15 protein-coding genes are annotated in these 15956 nt (G+C 60.3%); 4 read left to right on the top strand and 11 right to left on the bottom strand.

Annotated features, from left to right (window positions below; translation table 11 throughout):
* Nucleotides 1–4: 4 nt before the first annotated feature.
* Together AC13RE_RS08510 and AC13RE_RS08505 are read right to left on the bottom strand one after the other, a co-directional pair.
* Nucleotides 5–781, bottom strand: coding sequence for a VOC family protein (locus AC13RE_RS08510; RefSeq protein WP_488562638.1), 777 nt, complete (start codon nt 779–781; stop codon nt 5–7).
* A gap of 218 nt (nt 782–999) precedes the next feature.
* Nucleotides 1000–1725, bottom strand: coding sequence for a DUF899 domain-containing protein (locus AC13RE_RS08505; protein ID WP_488562637.1), 726 nt, complete (start codon nt 1723–1725; stop codon nt 1000–1002).
* Between the two features lie 71 nt (nt 1726–1796).
* Here AC13RE_RS08505 and AC13RE_RS08500 point away from each other — a divergent pair, with 71 nt between their 5' ends.
* On the top strand, nt 1797–2243 hold the full coding sequence (locus AC13RE_RS08500) for a MarR family winged helix-turn-helix transcriptional regulator (protein ID WP_112335582.1): 447 nt from the start codon (nt 1797–1799) through the stop codon (nt 2241–2243).
* On the opposite strand, the gene AC13RE_RS08495 is transcribed toward AC13RE_RS08500, so the two are convergent.
* From AC13RE_RS08495 to AC13RE_RS08475, 5 genes are all read right to left on the bottom strand, one after another.
* Nucleotides 2230–3000 carry an RES family NAD+ phosphorylase gene (locus tag AC13RE_RS08495; protein WP_488483601.1) on the bottom strand — a complete coding sequence of 257 codons (771 nt, stop codon included), beginning with the start codon at nt 2998–3000 and terminating at the stop codon, nt 2230–2232. The genes AC13RE_RS08500 and AC13RE_RS08495 overlap by 14 nt on opposite strands.
* Nucleotides 2960–3343, bottom strand: coding sequence for an antitoxin Xre-like helix-turn-helix domain-containing protein (locus AC13RE_RS08490; RefSeq protein ID WP_488562636.1), 384 nt, complete (start codon nt 3341–3343; stop codon nt 2960–2962). The genes AC13RE_RS08495 and AC13RE_RS08490 overlap by 41 nt, the downstream gene beginning before the upstream one ends.
* Before the next feature lie 131 nt (nt 3344–3474).
* On the bottom strand, nt 3475–3897 hold the full coding sequence (locus AC13RE_RS08485; RefSeq protein ID WP_015339158.1) for an organic hydroperoxide resistance protein: 423 nt from the start codon (nt 3895–3897) through the stop codon (nt 3475–3477).
* A 278-nt stretch (nt 3898–4175) separates the two neighbouring features.
* Nucleotides 4176–4907: a L,D-transpeptidase family protein gene (locus tag AC13RE_RS08480; RefSeq protein ID WP_488562635.1), complete on the bottom strand. Its 732-nt coding sequence runs from the start codon at nt 4905–4907 to the stop codon at nt 4176–4178.
* Between the two features lie 161 nt (nt 4908–5068).
* Complete coding sequence (locus AC13RE_RS08475) at nt 5069–5872, bottom strand: L,D-transpeptidase (RefSeq protein ID WP_488562634.1); 804 nt, start codon at nt 5870–5872, stop codon at nt 5069–5071.
* A gap of 171 nt (nt 5873–6043) precedes the next feature.
* Here AC13RE_RS08475 and AC13RE_RS08470 point away from each other — a divergent pair, with 171 nt between their 5' ends.
* Nucleotides 6044–7405 (top strand): methylmalonyl-CoA mutase family protein, encoded by a 1362-nt coding sequence (locus tag AC13RE_RS08470; RefSeq protein ID WP_488562633.1) that lies wholly within the window; start codon nt 6044–6046, stop codon nt 7403–7405.
* Between the two features lie 253 nt (nt 7406–7658).
* Entirely contained in the window at nt 7659–9791 is a 2133-nt protein-coding gene (gene scpA / locus AC13RE_RS08465) for a methylmalonyl-CoA mutase (protein WP_488562632.1), read from the top strand.
* A gap of 56 nt (nt 9792–9847) precedes the next feature.
* Here scpA and AC13RE_RS08460 read toward each other — a convergent pair whose 3' ends face one another.
* The 4 genes from AC13RE_RS08460 to AC13RE_RS08445 all read right to left on the bottom strand — a co-directional run bounded on the left by AC13RE_RS08460 (nt 9848) and on the right by AC13RE_RS08445 (nt 14368).
* On the bottom strand, nt 9848–10831 hold the full coding sequence (locus AC13RE_RS08460; protein WP_488562631.1) for an alpha/beta hydrolase family protein: 984 nt from the start codon (nt 10829–10831) through the stop codon (nt 9848–9850).
* An 89-nt stretch (nt 10832–10920) separates the two neighbouring features.
* Nucleotides 10921–12558 carry a cisplatin damage response ATP-dependent DNA ligase gene (locus AC13RE_RS08455; RefSeq protein ID WP_488562630.1) on the bottom strand — a complete coding sequence of 546 codons (1638 nt, stop codon included), beginning with the start codon at nt 12556–12558 and terminating at the stop codon, nt 10921–10923.
* A complete protein-coding gene (locus AC13RE_RS08450; RefSeq protein WP_488562629.1) occupies nt 12558–13568 on the bottom strand; it encodes a ligase-associated DNA damage response exonuclease in 1011 nt (336 codons plus the stop codon). The genes AC13RE_RS08455 and AC13RE_RS08450 overlap by 1 nt, the downstream gene beginning before the upstream one ends.
* A gap of 29 nt (nt 13569–13597) precedes the next feature.
* The gene (locus tag AC13RE_RS08445) at nt 13598–14368 is read right to left on the bottom strand and encodes a carbon-nitrogen hydrolase family protein (protein ID WP_488562628.1); all 771 of its coding nucleotides are present in this window, start codon (nt 14366–14368) and stop codon (nt 13598–13600) included.
* Between the two features lie 207 nt (nt 14369–14575).
* Between AC13RE_RS08445 and AC13RE_RS08440 the strand changes: the two genes are divergently transcribed.
* Complete coding sequence (locus AC13RE_RS08440) at nt 14576–15946, top strand: TIGR03808 family TAT-translocated repetitive protein (protein WP_488562627.1); 1371 nt, start codon at nt 14576–14578, stop codon at nt 15944–15946.
* Nucleotides 15947–15956 lie beyond the last annotated feature (10 nt).

Below are 15956 nucleotides of genomic sequence, written 5' to 3'. Positions count from 1 at the left end.
AAGATCAGCGCACCGGCGCAACCAACGAGAAGAACGCGCCTTGAGGATCGGTCGCCTGGACGATCCAGCTGCCGCCGGGGACCTCCATCGGGCCGTTGACGATCCTGCCGCCGCCTTCCGTGATGCGGGCAATCGCAGCATCGATCGCCGGGACGTTGATATAGAAATTCCAGGCAGCCATCGGCATTTCCGCCGGCTTGGTCATGATGCCGCCGAAGTCGCGATCGCCGATCTTGAAGATCTTATACTTGCCCATCGGTCCCATGTCGAAATCGGAGCTCAGCTCCCAACCGAACATCTCGCTATAGAAATCGAAGGCCTTCGGGCCGTCGTTAGAATAGAGCTCGTGCCAGCCGAAATAGCCAGGTGTTCCAGGAGCGGGCGGCTCCCAATCCTGACCCGGCAGCGGCGTGAACAGGCAGAAGGCTGCACCGTAGGGATCCGAGACGACGGAGAACCGGCCGACGCCTGGAATATCCGTCGGCTCGCGATAGGTCTTGCCGCCCTTGGCGACAACGGCCTTGGTGGCGTCATCGACATTGGGAACGCCGATATAGCCGGTCCAGCAGGGCGGCGTGCCCATGGACTTCGCCTCGTCAGGCAGGATCATCAAACCGGCAACAGGACCTGCACCGGCGCTGAAAAGCGTATAATCCATGCCGACATCAGGCATGCCGGCATCCGCCGCATCCCAGCCGACGACCTTGGTATAGAAGGCTTCCGCCGCCTTCATGTCCGTCGTCATCAGCTCGTACCAGACAAAATATCCCTTCTCTGCCATGATCTCTCTCCCTATTGTGATTGTGACGGTCATCCGTCTCATCCTGAGCCTGATGTCGGCGCAAGCACATCACGGCCGACGAACGTGATCGCCGAACGATGGTCAATCGGTTGATCCGTCGCTCCCTGGCGAGCAGGCTCCAAGTCTTAACTAGGCGCAAGGTGTAATAATTCGACCCCTTGCGCCGCATGGCATGAATTTGGCAGTCTCGTCATGCTTCAATGGCAGCAGGAACCCGCCTTCGCCGCCTCCTGATATTCGTCGTGGCGTCGCACGAAATCCATGGTGTGGCCCTCATTCCGGCCCTTCGGCGCATTGTCGAGGATCATCAGCGTACCGATCATTTCCTCGCCGCCGCGGGCATAGCTGGAATAGGTGTGGAAGATATTGCCGGCTTCATCCTTGTAGAAGGCGCTGAGACCAGGCAACTCGTCGTTGCCGTCGGCGGCGTTCATATCGTTGAAATTATAAAACACCTTTTCACCGGCGAGCTGCTCTTTGGTGAAAGAGACGTGATAATCGAAATTGAAATCGTTGGAGAATGACGACACCCATGGGAACTTCCAGCCCATGCGTTTCTTGTAGGCCTCTATCTTTTCGATTGGCGCGCGGGCAACGGCAACCAGCGTGACATCGTGATGGTTGAGATGCGGAAGCGTTCCATCGAAATGATCGGCAAGGAAGGAGCAGCCGGTGCATCCGGCATCCCAATCCGGGCCGAGCATGAAATGATAGACAATCAGCTGACTGCGGCCATCGAAGAGATCTGCAAGTGTCTTCTTGCCGGCCGGCGTGTCAAAAACATAGTTCTTCTCGACCTTTACCCAGGGCAAAGCCAAACGCTCCGCATTGACGCGATCACGAAGATGCGTGGCCTCCTTTTCCCTGGCGAGCAGTTGACGGCGGGCCTCCAGCCACACTTCCCTGGAAACGACCTGGTTCATTGTCCGCGCCCTCCTCCGGCGTTTTCATTTCCAAATCTTGACAAATATATTGATATCAATATTAATGAATCATGTCAAACGCAGTCGAAATCCCCTTTGAAACCACGCTGTTAGTGCGCGACACCTGCCTATGCCTGCATGTTCAGCGAGCAGCGCGCGCTCTTGCCCGTCGCTTTGACGAGGCGCTGCGGCCGTTCGGCCTTACCAACGGCCAGTTCTCCCTGATGATGTCCCTGAACCGGCCCGTGCCGGCATCCATGGGATCGGTCACAGCACTCCTTGCAATAGACCAGACGACGCTGACGGCGGCCTTAAAGCCGCTGGAACGGCGGGGGTGGGTCAATATTATGCCGAATCCAAAAGATCGACGCGCCCGCCTGCTCAGCCTCACCCCATCCGGCAAGGCAGCACTCGCCGCTGCCGTGCCAATCTGGAAGACGACGCACGCCGCGCTCGAAGAGCGACTGCCCGACGGCAGCGGTGACCGCCTGCGCAGCGATCTTGCTATTCTGCTTTGAATTGCGCCTCAGATAGCCGTGGATCGCCCTCGAAATCCTGTCTCTCGAAGCCGATGCGGCGCCGTGGGAATTCGCACAGCGCCTGTACCCCAACGCGCGACAGCCGGATACGCCAGGTCTGGCGTTCAACGGGTTCGCGGGCGGAGAAGGCTCTGGCCGTGAGCAACGCGATGTTCATGCCTCCGCGAGGATCGCGGACGGAACGATAGAGGATGGCCTCGATGCCGCCGGTTCGCGCCGCCTCTGCAAGCGACTGGCAAGCCTCGTAGTCGATCGGATCGGTCCACAGCTTCCGATCGCGATCCAAGGGAGACGCAGTCAGATCGATCGCCGCCTTCGTCGTAATCGCAGCAGCAAAGGCGGTATATTCGGCGGCATTAGCGGGCAACGGCGTATCGGGGGAATCACGGAAGAAGAGCAGCCGATAGAAGCTCATTTCAGCCAGCGCCGTCTCTACCTGCTCCGAGGCATAGAAGACCCCGAGCGTGCGGCCGGCGCGTCGAAAACGGGAACCGTGGGGATAGATCGCCCCATAGCGAAAGGGGGTGGCAAGGAGATAGTCAAGCCCAGCGCATTCAGGCGGTAGAACCGGCTTGCTTTCCTCGAGGATGCTTTCGAGGAGCGCCTGCTCCTCCAACGTGTCCACGAGCTTCAGCGTCGAGACCTGATGCTGCGATTCCACCAGCCGCCAATATTGGCCGGAAATAGCCCTTGCCTCAGACGAGAGCGCGGCGGGCGTCCAGATAGGCAAGGACATCGGTCAAACCAGAAATCGAGATGATCTTGTCGATCGGCGCTGCACCAAAGGCGATATTGCCGTTACGCAGCCATTGCCGCGCCACAGCCTCGTCGCCGCCGACGATAGCGTCGAGCGAACGGAAGAGACGAACAAGCAGCACGGCAAGTTCGAAAGGCTTGCTATCGCGCTCTAGCAGATGATCCTGCCGCTTCATGCGCGACACCGTCGCCTCCGACACGCCGATGATGGCCGCCAGGACACGGGCGTTCAATCCCAGCCTTTCGGCAGCGTTGACGACGGCCTTGGTCATGACGAGTGCTTCGCCGGGCATCGTCTGGCCTATTGCCTGGGCTTTTATCATGACTACTTCCTTTCCTAAGAAAAGATATAGCATTTTTCTTGCAAAAGAAAAAGAGCGGCAGATCAAACTGTCGCTCTTTTTCAATATATTCCGTATTTCCGGCCTTCAATCGGCCGGCGGCGCGTTTCGCGTCAGACAACAGTAACGGGCACTTCGGTCGAGGTGCGCAGGGCGTGGCTATAGGGGCATACGATATGGGCGGCGGCGGCAAGCTTTTCAGCCTCGGCCTTGTCCAGGCCGGGAATATGGACGGCCAGCGAAACTTCGATACCGAAGCCGGTGCCATCCGCGCGGGGACCGACGCCGACAGTCGCCGTGACCTTTGCATCTTCCGGAATCTTGACCTTCTGCTGGCCTGCGACAAATTTCAAAGCGCCCAGGAAGCAGGCAGAATAGCCGGCTGCAAAGAGCTGCTCCGGATTGGTGCCGGTAGCGCCGTCACCGCCGAGTTCCTTAGGAACAGTAAGCGTAACGTCAAGGACGCCATTTTCGGAAACTGCATGGCCGGCGCGGCCACCGGTGGCGGAAGCTTTGGTCGTATAGAGAATAGGCATGTCATGTCTCCTTCGGTTGGATGAGCTTTATATATAACACGATTTAATCGTGCGCAATATATTTTTTGCAAATGTTTCGAGAAAGTGAATGCGACAATGCCGTCAATACGAGGATAGCGATGGGGTGATATGACGGGGAGCCGGACTACGCGACCAGCGCCGGCAGCCGAGGGTCAAGTTGGCAATGGTTTGAGATCGCTTTCGAGGCGCCGCGTAATTCCGGTCAGGGCGGCAAACAAAAAGGGCGCCAACGGCGCCCTTTTTTCAATGATGCGGTATCAGGCCGTGACCAGGATCGGCGCCCGCTCTGGAACGCGATCATAGAGATCGATGACATCCTGGTTCAGCAGACGGACGCAGCCGGAAGAAACGGCCTTGCCGATGGAGCGCCAGTCGGGGTTGCCATGCAGGCGGTAAAGCGAATCCTGTTTACCCTCGAAAATATAGAGAGCACGCGCGCCCAGCGGGTTCTTCAGGCCCGGGTCCATGCCGCCGTTGGCGATGGAATATTTCACGAGTTCCGGCTGGCGGGCGACCATTTCATCCGGCGGATTCCAGCGCGGCCATTTCTTGCGCCACTGGATGACGCCCCGGCCCTGCCAGGCAAAGCCTTCGCGGCCGACGCCGATACCGTAGCGCATCGCCGTGCCCCCTTGCTCTGTGACATAGAGCATGCGCTGGGTTGTGTTGACGATCACGCTGCCGGGTGCCTCGCCTGTGGGGTCGACCACCCGCTGACGATAGAAGCGCGGATCGATCTGCTGGTAGGGAACCGCCGGAATGATGAAGCCGCCATCCTCGACGGAAGCGTAGATTACGGCCGGATCGGGTTGCTCGCCGTCATAGCTGGAGAACCAGGTGCGGAACGGCCTCGGCGAGCCGGTATATTGAACCGGGCTGACGACGGGGCCACTATTGATGGTGGAGGCACAGCTGGCAAGCGTCGAAACAGCGCCGAGACCAGCAAGAGCGAGGAAATTACGTCGGGATAAGGATGAAGGAAGGCTCATGTCGACAGCATAGTTCCTTTGGTGGAGGAAGCGAAAACCCGCATCAACAGGCTGATTCGGTTCCCCGAGAGGTTCGCAGAGACAGAGGTAAAACTAAAGAGCGCTAATCATCCCGACTATCGCACTTATGCAACATCACGAAAATTTGTGGTAAAATATTGCTACAGAACGACAATTTCCGCCTTTTCAGGCACTCGATTGTAGAGATCGATCACGTCCTGGTTGAGCATACGAACGCATCCAGAGGATGCCGCCTTGCCGATCGACTGCCAGTCCGGCGTGCCGTGAACCCGATAAAGCGTATCCCGGCCGCCCTGATAGATGTAGAGCGCACGCGCGCCAAGCGGGTTGGTCGGCCCCGGATTCATGCCGCCGCGCTCGGCCGATAGCGGCCTGATCTGCGGGTCGCGCGCGACCATTTCGGCCGGAGGCGTCCAGCGCGGCCATTTCTGCTTCCACTGGATCACGCCCCTGCCATGCCAGGCATATCCGGCAGCTCCGAGGCCGACGCCATAGCGCATTGCCTTGCCGCCCAGTTCGACGAAATACAGGAAATGGTCGCGCGTATCGACAACGATGGTGCCCGGGCGCTCCTTGGTCTGGTAATCCACCTCCTGCCGCAGGAAACGCGTGTCGATGCGCTTATACGGGATGGCCGGCAGCGTGAAATCATCCTCGCTGCGCTGTGCATACATGGCCTGATGCACCGGATTGAAGGTCGGCAGACCATAGGTCTGATGGAATTGCGTCTGGAAGAGATCGCGCGCCTGCGGCACGGGCTGCACCGGCAGGCGTTTTACCCTGTTCGGCTCGATACCCTCGGGACGATAGAAGACCGGCGTGGTTTCCTGCACGAAACGATCCGGGTCGGTGGCGCCCGTGTCAGGAATGATGCTACAGGCGGACAATGCTGCCAGAGAGGCAAGAGCGAACAGGCGATAGGAAACGGGCAGCAGATCGACCATTCTCGGAAACCAGTTGGGACACATCGGATCGGCCGCATAATGACCGCCGCGGCTGGAGCGAGGCTGGCGTCGAGCACCAGATAGCGCGAGCGAAGATATTACCCGGATCCTCCAAACTTCTGTTTTCCCGTGCGGCATCATGGGCTAGACCATTATCGGACGGAGGATCGCATGAATATCGACAGTCTCGACCCGAGCATTTTCGGCCAGCCCGACCACAAAGCGTGGCTGCAGCTGGTGGAAAGGGCGCTGAAAGGCAAGGATTTCGAGGAAGCGCTGGCATCGCGAACGGATGATGGCATCGCCATCCAGCCGCTTTACGAGCGGCGGCGCGATTATGCCCCGCTCTCGCGCCGGCAGGCCGACCTTCCCTGGACGGTGACGCAGCGCATGGACGATCCGGACCCCGAGCGAGCAATGGCGCAGCTCAGCGACGATCTTGCCAACGGCGCAAGCGGTATCAGCTTGATTTCCAGCAGTTCCGCTTCTGCCTTCGGCATCGGCATCGGCATCGGCATGGATGCTCAGTCGCCAATCTTTTCCGAAGTGGTGGCAGCAGTATCCGCCAAAACTCCAACTCTGCGCCTCGATGGCTTTTCTTCCGGCATCGCGAAAATGATGGCAGCCTCGGTTGTGGACGGTGGTACCCAAAGATTGCATCTTGGACTTGACGCTTTCTTGTCAGTCGGAAATTTTGCCAATTTTTCGAGCGGCATCAAATACTTCAAAGAATTGAAGCCGGCTGGGACGATCGTCAATGCAGACGGTCGCATGGTGCATAATGCAGGCGGGACCGAGGCGCAGGAGCTGGCGGTCATGGCTGCAAGCCTTGTCGGTCATCTGAGATTGCTCGAAGAGGCCGGCCTTTCGCCGGAAGTAGCCCTTGCGGCAACCAGCCTTTGCCTTTCGACCGATCAAAACCAGTTCACGACGATCGCGAAGATGCGGGCGGCGCGGCTGATCTTCACCCGGATCGCCGCGGCCTGCGGCGTCGCCAATCCACAGCCGGCGCATCTCTTTGCGGAGACGAGCTATCGCATGCTGACCCGCCTCGATCCGGAGACGAATATTCTGCGCAACACGATCGCGGTCTTTTCAGCCGGCGTCGGCGGCGCCGACGAGATCTCCGTTCTGCCGCACAGCCTGACACACGGCATTCCCGATCCACTGGCGCGGCGTCTGGCGCGCAATACGCAGACGATCCTGGTGGCAGAGAGCCACCTCGATCATGTCGTCGATCCCGCCGCTGGAGCCGGTGGCATCGAGGCGCTGACCGATGCACTGGCCGCGCGGGCATGGGACATCTTTATCGAAATCGAAGGCCAAGGTGGATTGGCGAAGGTCATTTCCAGCGGTCGCCTGGCGGCGATGGTCGCGGAGGCGCGCGAGAGCCGCATCGCCAAGCCGATCGTCGGGACGACGCTGTTTGCGATGAGGACCGAGCGGCCGGTGACGGTTTTGGGGCCTTTGGGTCCGATTGCCGGCGGGATAGGGTTGATGCCGGTACGGCTGGATAAGGGGGTGGAGGGATGAGGATGAATATTGCGCTTGAGGCAAGTGCGATACCCCGCTCTGTCGCTTTCGCGACATCTCCCCCACAAGGGGGGAGATCGTTCGGAGAATGCCGCATGCCCTGCAACGGAACCCAACGTCATGTCAGCAAATCACATGAACGTTTAGGGCAGACAAGCGCCATGCGCTGCCAATCTCCCCCCTTGTGGGGGAGATGTCACGAAGTGACAGAGGGGGGTAACCCAACCTCCGCCTTCACAGAGGCATCCGCTGCATGACCAAGATCCCCAACTTCGCCACCATCCCCTGGGCCAAGCTGAAAGCAACGGCGCCAACAATCGACGCCTCCGCCTGGGAAACCCCCGAAGGCATCAGCGTCAAGCGCGCTTACGACGAAAGCGACCTCACCGGCCTGAAGTTTTTGGACACCTATCCTGGCGCTGCACCATTTGTGCGCGGCCCCTATCCCACAATGTATGTCCAGCAGCCCTGGACCATCCGCCAATATGCCGGCTTCTCCACAGCGGAAGAATCCAACGCCTTCTATCGCCGCAATCTTGCCGCCGGCCAGAAAGGGCTCTCGGTCGCCTTCGATCTTGCCACCCATCGCGGTTATGACAGTGATCATCCGCGGGTGGCGGGCGATGTCGGCATGGCGGGTGTGGCGATCGATTCCATCCTCGACATGCGCCAGCTCTTCGATGGCATTCCACTCGACGAGATGAGCGTCTCGATGACCATGAACGGCGCGGTGCTGCCGATCATGGCGCTTTATATCGTCGCGGCGGAGGAACAGGGCGTTTCCGAGGACAAGCTGTCGGGCACGATCCAGAACGACATCCTCAAGGAGTTCATGGTCCGCAACACCTATATCTATCCGCCGCAGCCCTCCATGCGGATCGTCTCCGACATCTTCAGCTATACCAGCCGGCGCATGCCGAAGTTCAACTCGATCTCGATCTCCGGCTACCACATGCAGGAGGCCGGCGCGACCGCGGATCTGGAGCTCGCCTACACGATCGCCGACGGCATCGAATATGCGCGCGCAGGCGTTGCCGCCGGTCTAGATATAGACAGCTTCGCCCCCCGCCTCTCCTTTTTCTGGGCCGTCGGCATGAACTTCTTCATGGAGGTCGCCAAGATGCGCGCCGGACGGCTGATCTGGGCGGCGCTGATGCAGAAGAATTTCGCGCCGAAGGACCAGAAATCCCTTGCGCTCAGGACCCACAGCCAGACCTCCGGCTGGTCACTGACGGCGCAGGACCCGATGAACAACATCATCCGCACCATGGTCGAGGCGATGGCGGCCACACAGGGGCACACGCAATCGCTCCATACCAATTCCTTCGACGAGGCGCTGGCGCTGCCGACGGATCATTCCGCCCGCATCGCCCGCAACACACAGATACTGCTGCAGAAGGAGTCGGGTACGACAGGGATCATCGATCCCTGGGGCAGTTCGGCCTATGTAGAGCGGCTGACCCATGATCTTGCCGCGCGCGCCCTTGCCCATATCGAGGAGGTCGAGGCGCTCGGCGGCATGGCGAAGGCGATCGAGAAGGGCATTCCGAAGCTACGCATCGAGGAAGCCGCGGCCCGAACGCAGGCGCGCATCGACAGCGGCCATCAGACCGTCGTCGGCGTGAATTTTTCCAAACCGGAGCAGGATATCGAAGTCGATGTCCTGAAGGTCGAGAATTCCGAGGTGCGGGCACGCCAGCTTTCCAAGCTGCAGCAACTGAAGGGCACCCGCGAGACGGCCGTCGTCGAAACAGCCCTGGATGCCTTAACGGATGCCGCGCGAAACGGCACCGGCAATCTGCTCGATTTTGCCGTCAAGGCAGCGAGGGCGAGAGCCACCGTCGGCGAAATCTCGCTGGCGCTCGAAAAAGCCTATGGACGTCATGTCGCCGAGATCAGGACCATCTCCGGCGTCTATCGCAAGGAAGTCGGCTCCGAAGATCCGGTCTTCAATACGGCAGTGGCCAAAATCGAGGCGTTCCGCAGGGCGCGGGGCGAGAAGCCCCGCATCCTCATCGCCAAGATGGGCCAGGATGGACACGATCGCGGCCAGAAGGTCATCGCCACGGCCTTTGCCGATCTCGGCTTCGATGTCGTCGTCGGCGCGATGTTCCAGACGCCTGAGGAAGTCGCCGACGTCGCCGTGCGCGAGGGCGTCGACATCGTTGGCGCATCGTCGCTTGCCGCCGGTCATCTGACGCTGGTGCCGGAATTGAAGGAGGCGCTCTTCCGGCGTCATGCCCGCAACATTCTGATTGCGGTCGGCGGCGTCATTCCGCCGCAGGATTTTGCGGCGCTGGAGGCAGCCGGCGCCGACGCGATCTTTCCGCCGGGAACCGTGATTGCGGAGGCGGCGACAGCACTGATCGAGAAGCTTATGGCGTAAACAGCGACGTGCGGAGAGGCTCCGGCTTATTTCCCGCACCGCTCTTACGGGCTGGTTTAGACTGCCACGCTCTTGAAGAATTCGATACTCTGAGCGATTTCGCCCGGCAGGGCCGAATTGTGGCTGCCCGGCACCGTCGCCATATCCATCTTCACGCCTGCGGCTGTCGCTCGCTTCGAAAGCAATGCCAAGCGCGAATCAAAATGCGCCTCTTCGGTCCCGTGGAACAGCTTTACAGGACTTTTGAAACTGTGCGCATAGCAGAGCGGCGAGCGCATCTGGTATTCACGCGGGTTCCCGGTGTTGAAGCGGATATCCTGCGGATAGCGGCCGAAGAAGGCGTAGGCATCCGGATTGCCTGATATGGGCGCGACCGCCCGGAAGCGGTGGGTCGACATCGCAGCCAGCATGGCGAGCGTGCCGCCGATGCTGTGCCCGGCCAGGAACATGCGGTGCGGATCGACACCCGGCAGATGCCGCAGCCGGTTGGAAGCAGCCAGCACATCGGCAACCTCGTCGTAAAAACCCGAGAAATTGCCCTTCTGGCCGTTTTCTCCACGCATGGAGGGGATCATGACGACGTAGCCGGCCTCGACATAGGGCTTCATCAGCTGCCAATGCCCCTGCCCGATGGCGTTGCCGCCATGCAGGAACAATACGGCCGGCTTCTGCTTCTCCGAACGTGTATAGCGCGAAACCCAGGCAACGAGCTCCAGTTCCTCGCCAACGCCGCTGCGATAGAAAAGCCGCTCTGCCGTCGACGGCGTCACCAGCGGTTCGTAGATATCGGGAGCCGGCCCCTTGCTCAGGAGATCGGTTCGAAACAGGTGGCGCTCTTTGGCATAGTCGCCCGAAAGCAGCGGCGGGGCGTCCTCGGCCTTTTCATCGCTCCGGGCGATCGCCTTTGTCTCGGCGGGCTTGCTGCCTGTGGTGCTGTCATCAGCCGCCCTGACGATTGCGGGCGCAAAAAGCGTGGCGGCGATGCCGGCAAGAACGCTGCGGCGATTGGGACGAAATGCGTTGTCGTCAGACATGGTCATAAGCTCTGTCTAAATGTCCCGGCGCAGCGCAAATCTGCACGGGTTGAAAGGCAAGGCCAACTCACTTTGTGGTGAGGAATCGCCCCGCGCTATTCATCGACAACCGGAGCCTTGGCGTCAATCATCGCGATCAAAGTTTCCAGCCTGTCGGCCTCGTAGGGCGGCTTGTCTGGTCGTAGCCTTGCAATGCGGGGAAAGCGCATGGCAACGCCGGATTTATGGCGGGTGGAGCGATTGATACCTTCGAAGGCGACCTCGAGCACGAAACCGAAATCGCGATCGGCACGCACGGCACGCACCGGACCGAAACGATCGACCGTATTATTGCGCACGAACTTGTCGAGCACTTCCAGCTCGGCATCGGTAAAGCCGAAATAGGCCTTGCCGACCGGAACCAGCTGCTCGCCCTCGGGCGTCATCGCCCAGACGCCGAAGGTGAAATCGGAATAGTAGCTGGAGCGCTTGCCATGGCCCCGCTGCGCATACATCAGCACGGCATCGACATTATAAGGATCGCGCTTCCACTTGAACCATGGGCCTTTGGCGCGGCCTGCGAGATAGGCGCTGTCTTTGCGCTTGATCATCACACCTTCGATGACCGGGTCGGGCGGCGAGGAGCGCAGCCGGTCGAGCTCCTCCCAAGAAATGAAATCGACGAGCGGCGATAGATCGAAACGGTCGTGCGGTGCCGCCTCAATGATCTCGGTCAGCCGCTCGCGCCGATCGAGGAAGCCACGGGCGCGCACGTCCTCCGCGCCGTCAAAGAGGAGATCATAGGCGCGGATGAAGGCCGGAAACTCGTCGAGCATCTTCGAAGTCACGGTCTTGCGATTGAGGCGCTGCTGCAGATCGGAAAAGCTGCGTGTCGGGTTGTTGGAACGCACGGTGCCGCCGACCAGCAGCTCGCCATCCATAACACCCTCGAAGTTCATGGCGTCCACAACGTCGGGAAAGGCTCCGGATATGTCATCGCCGGAGCGAGAATAGAGCTTGCTCGTGGCGCCCGAGCGCGAAAGCTGGACGCGAATGCCGTCCCATTTCCATTCGGCGGCGAAATCGCGGGGGTCGAGCCCATGGAGATCGCCCGGTTCGACCGGGTTGGCGAGCATGACGGAATGGAAGATCGCCGGCGTCGCCAGAATCGGCTTCTCGCCCTTGCCCTCAAGCCAGTGGAACAGGCTTTCATAGGGGGGCTGCAGGCCATGCCACAACGTCTCGATTTCCGTTACATCCTTGCCGCTCATCTCAGCCAGCGCCTGCTTGGCAAGCCGAGCCGAGACGCCGATGCGCATCGCACCCGTCGCGAGCTTTAAGAATGCGAAACGGCCCGAAGTATCCAGCCGATCAAGCAGATCGCGTACGAAGCTGCGCACCTCCGTCCGCCCAAGCGCATTCATGCGCCTAATAACCTCGCCGAGTTTCGGCTGCGCGCCGGCAGGGCGCTCGATGTCGCTCTCCTTGTCCCAGACCAGCGAGATCGTTTCGGCGAGATCGCCGACATAATCGTAGGAGTAGCGGAACAGGACCTCGTCCATACGTTCGAGAACAAGCTCGCGCAGCATGGCGGGCTTGACGTTGCGCACCTCGAGCGTGCCGGCAATCGCAGCCAGACCATAGCCACGGTCGGGATCGGGCGTATCGCGAAAATAATCGGTCAGCAGCTTCAGCTTGCCGTTGCGGCTCGGCGTCAGCACCAGGCGGTCGAGAAGGTCGGCAAAGGCTTTCATCAATCGCCCTCGTCTTCATAGCCGATGAGATGCAGCGGCTTGGCGGCGATACCCTGCAGCTCGCACCAGCGTACCAGGGCCTCTTCGCGGCCGTGGGTGACCCAGACCTCGCTCGGCTTCAGATCAGAGATCGTCTCGGTCAGTTCGGGCCAGTCGCAATGATCCGATATGACCAGCGGCAGCTCGACGCCTAGCTGCTTGGCGCGCTGGCGCACCATCATCCAGCCGGAGGCGAAAGCCGGCAGAGGATCGTGAAAGCGCCGCGCCCAGCGATCCTGAAACGCAGAAGGCGGGCCGACGACGACGGCGCCGTGGAAGATGGACTGATCGCGGCTTTCGATGGTGGCCGGCTTGAGTTCGCCGAGCGCGATGCCCTGGCTCACATAATAATCGCAGAGTGTTTCCAATGCGCCGTGAATATAGATCGGCTTATCATAGCCGGCATCGCGCAGCAGGCGGATGACGCGCTGCGCCTTGCCGAGCGCATAGGCGCCGACCAAATGTGTTCGTTCCGGAAACTGGCGAAGCGAAGCCAGGAGCTTGCGCGTCTCGGACATCGGATCCGGGTGATGGAAAACCGGCAGGCCGAAGGTCGCCTCGGTGATGAAGACGTCGCAGGGAACCGGGACATAGACTTCACAGGTCGGGTCCGGCCGGCGTTTATAGTCACCCGAGACCACGATGCGCAGCCCATCCTTCTCCACGGCGATCTGCGCCGAGCCGAGCACATGGCCGGCCGGATAGAACTGCACCTTTACGCCATTGATCGTCACTTCCTCGCCGAAGGCAACCGCCTGCTCCGAGCCGGCAAAATCATCGCCGTAGCGGATGCGCATGATATCGAGCGTCTGGCGCGTGGCGAGCACATGGGCATGTCCGGAGCGGGCATGATCCGAATGACCATGCGTAACAAGAGCCCGCTCGACCGGTTGCACGGGGTCGATATGGAAGCCGCCGATCGGGCAGAACAAGCCCTCAGGCGCCGGATAAAGCAATTGATCGGGTCTCATGATTAAAGAGGATAGCGCGATTTGCACGATTAGGTAGCGATGGCGGCAGCTTTTTGATCGAATCCGGGTATCGGTTGCCGATCGGGCAGATCGAAGACGAGAACATCCTCGCAATAGGGCTTGGCCTTGGCGACGACGACGCCGTTCGGATCGACGATAGCGCTCGTGCCGTAGCTCACCCAGCCGTCGTCATTGCTGCCCACGACATCCGACGCCATGACCCAGCAGCCCGTATGCCTGGCGCAGATCTGCAGCCCCGAGATCCCCGGCTTACGCCACATCTCGGCCTTGTGGGGCCGAAGCATGAGATTGATAGGATTGCAGATGAGGCCCGCGCCCTTTTGAGCGAGGCGGCGTGCGGTGTAGGGGTATCGGAGATCGGCGCAGATATTGATGCCGAAGCGCCAATTCCCCTCCTCCCAGATCGGAAAATCCGTTCCGGGCATGCAACCCTTCTCTAGCGGATGTGCCTTGGCATAGACCCCGATGATTCGACCGGATTTGATGACTAGCGCACTATTGTAGACCCCATCGTCCCTTCGCTCGAAAAAACCGACGACGGCTGTCGTTTTCCCCCTTGCGAAGCGGGCGACGAGCGCATTCAAACCGGGATCGTTCAACGAAAGCGCGCGGCGTCTGGCGATGGCTTCGTTGTAGCTGTGCCCCTGCAGATAGCATTCTGGAAAGAGGGCGAGATCTATGCCTTCAGCTTCCGCCCAGGCGAGATCGCGTGCCAAAACCTCTGCCGCCTGCTCGACGGCGTCGAAAAGTGCCAGACGTTGAAAGGCCGCGATCCGCATGCTGGAGGGGTAACATGCACGGCGAGTCGCCCCTAGCTCAAATGGATTAGGTGCAGATCATCGCCTGTACAGGACTGGTGAATGAAATAGAAAAAGGTCGAGGCTCTTGGCCGATTCAAAGCTTTTGAAGAATGGCCTCTGTATCAAAACGGCACAGGCAGGCTTGGCACGATTTCTGCTTCGTAAGCGCCGTTCCAGGAGCTCGCAATGATCCAACGCCGCACCTTCGTCGCTTCCCTCGCCGCCTCGGCAGCGACCGGCCTGCTTACGCCGCGCGTTTTCGCCGCGCCGCTGGCCAAGATGGCCGGTGCCGAGCTACGCGGACCGATCGACGCCATCGCGCTGAAGACGACGCCGGGCGCGAGCGATTTCAAGAGCGGCAAGCTGCAAGCGATGATCGACAATGCGGCACGGACCGACATGCCGCTTTTCCTCCCGCCGGGCACATACAATATCTCCAACCTGACATTGCCCAATAATACGCGGATCACAGGCGTTCCCGGTGCTTCACGGCTGGTCTATAGCGGCGACGGCCATCTGATGAATGCCGACAAGGCCAAGCGCATCGAGCTTTCCGGCCTCGTGCTCGATGGCGGCAATCGCTGGCTTGCCGATTATGCCGGCGGCCTCCTGCAATTTACCGGCGTCGACGAGGTGCTGATCGACAATTGCGAAGTTACCGGCAGCCGCAAGCATGCTCTGCAGCTTGAGCGCTGCGGCGGGCGGATCGAGCGCAGCCGCATCTCCGGCGCGGCGGAAGCCGGCATCTATTCCGTCCAGTCAACCGGATTGACGGTGACAGGCAATCGCGTCGAGGATTGCGGCAATGGCGGTATTCTGATCCATCGTTGGGACAAGGCCGAGGATGGCAGCAGTGTCATCAACAATCGCATTGCCCGCATTCGCGCCAATGACGGCGGCACCGGCCAGAACGGCAACGGCATCAACGTCTTCCGCGCCGATGGCGTCACGGTTTCGGGCAATCAGATCACCGATTGCGCCTTCACCGCCATCCGCGCCAATTCGGCCTCGAATGTGCAGATCTCGAACAATCAGTGCCTGCGTTCGGGCGAAACGGCCATCTATTGCGAATTCGAATTCGTCGGCGCCACGATCAATAACAACCTTATCGATGGCGCCGCCAACGGCATTTCAGTCACCAATTTCGACAAGGGCGGAAGGCTCGCCTCGGTAACGGGCAATGTCATCCGCAACCTGTCGCTGACGGCGCCCTATGCGCAGGATGGCGGCTTCGGTATCGGTATATCGGCGGAAGCCGATACGCTTGTTGCCGATAATGTCATCGAAAATGCGCCGCTCTGGGGCATGCGCCTCGGCTGGGGGCAATATCTCCGCAACGTCGTCGCGACAGGCAATATCGTCAGACATGCCGGCATCGGCTGCGTCGTCTCGGTTGCGGATGGTGCCGGCTCGGCGGTGATTGCGGGCAATCTCTTCCAGGAGATGCAGCAAGCTGCGATCATGGGCTTTCGCTGGGACAAGCCTGCATCGGGCGACCTCACCAAGGGAAGCGTGCAGTTCCCGCAATTGACCATCGAAAACAACAGACTGGCTTAACGCATGCCGC

Source organism: Martinezella sp. CNPSo 3959 (genome assembly GCF_057784355.1).
This window is presented reverse-complemented; position numbering and strand designations above follow the sequence as displayed.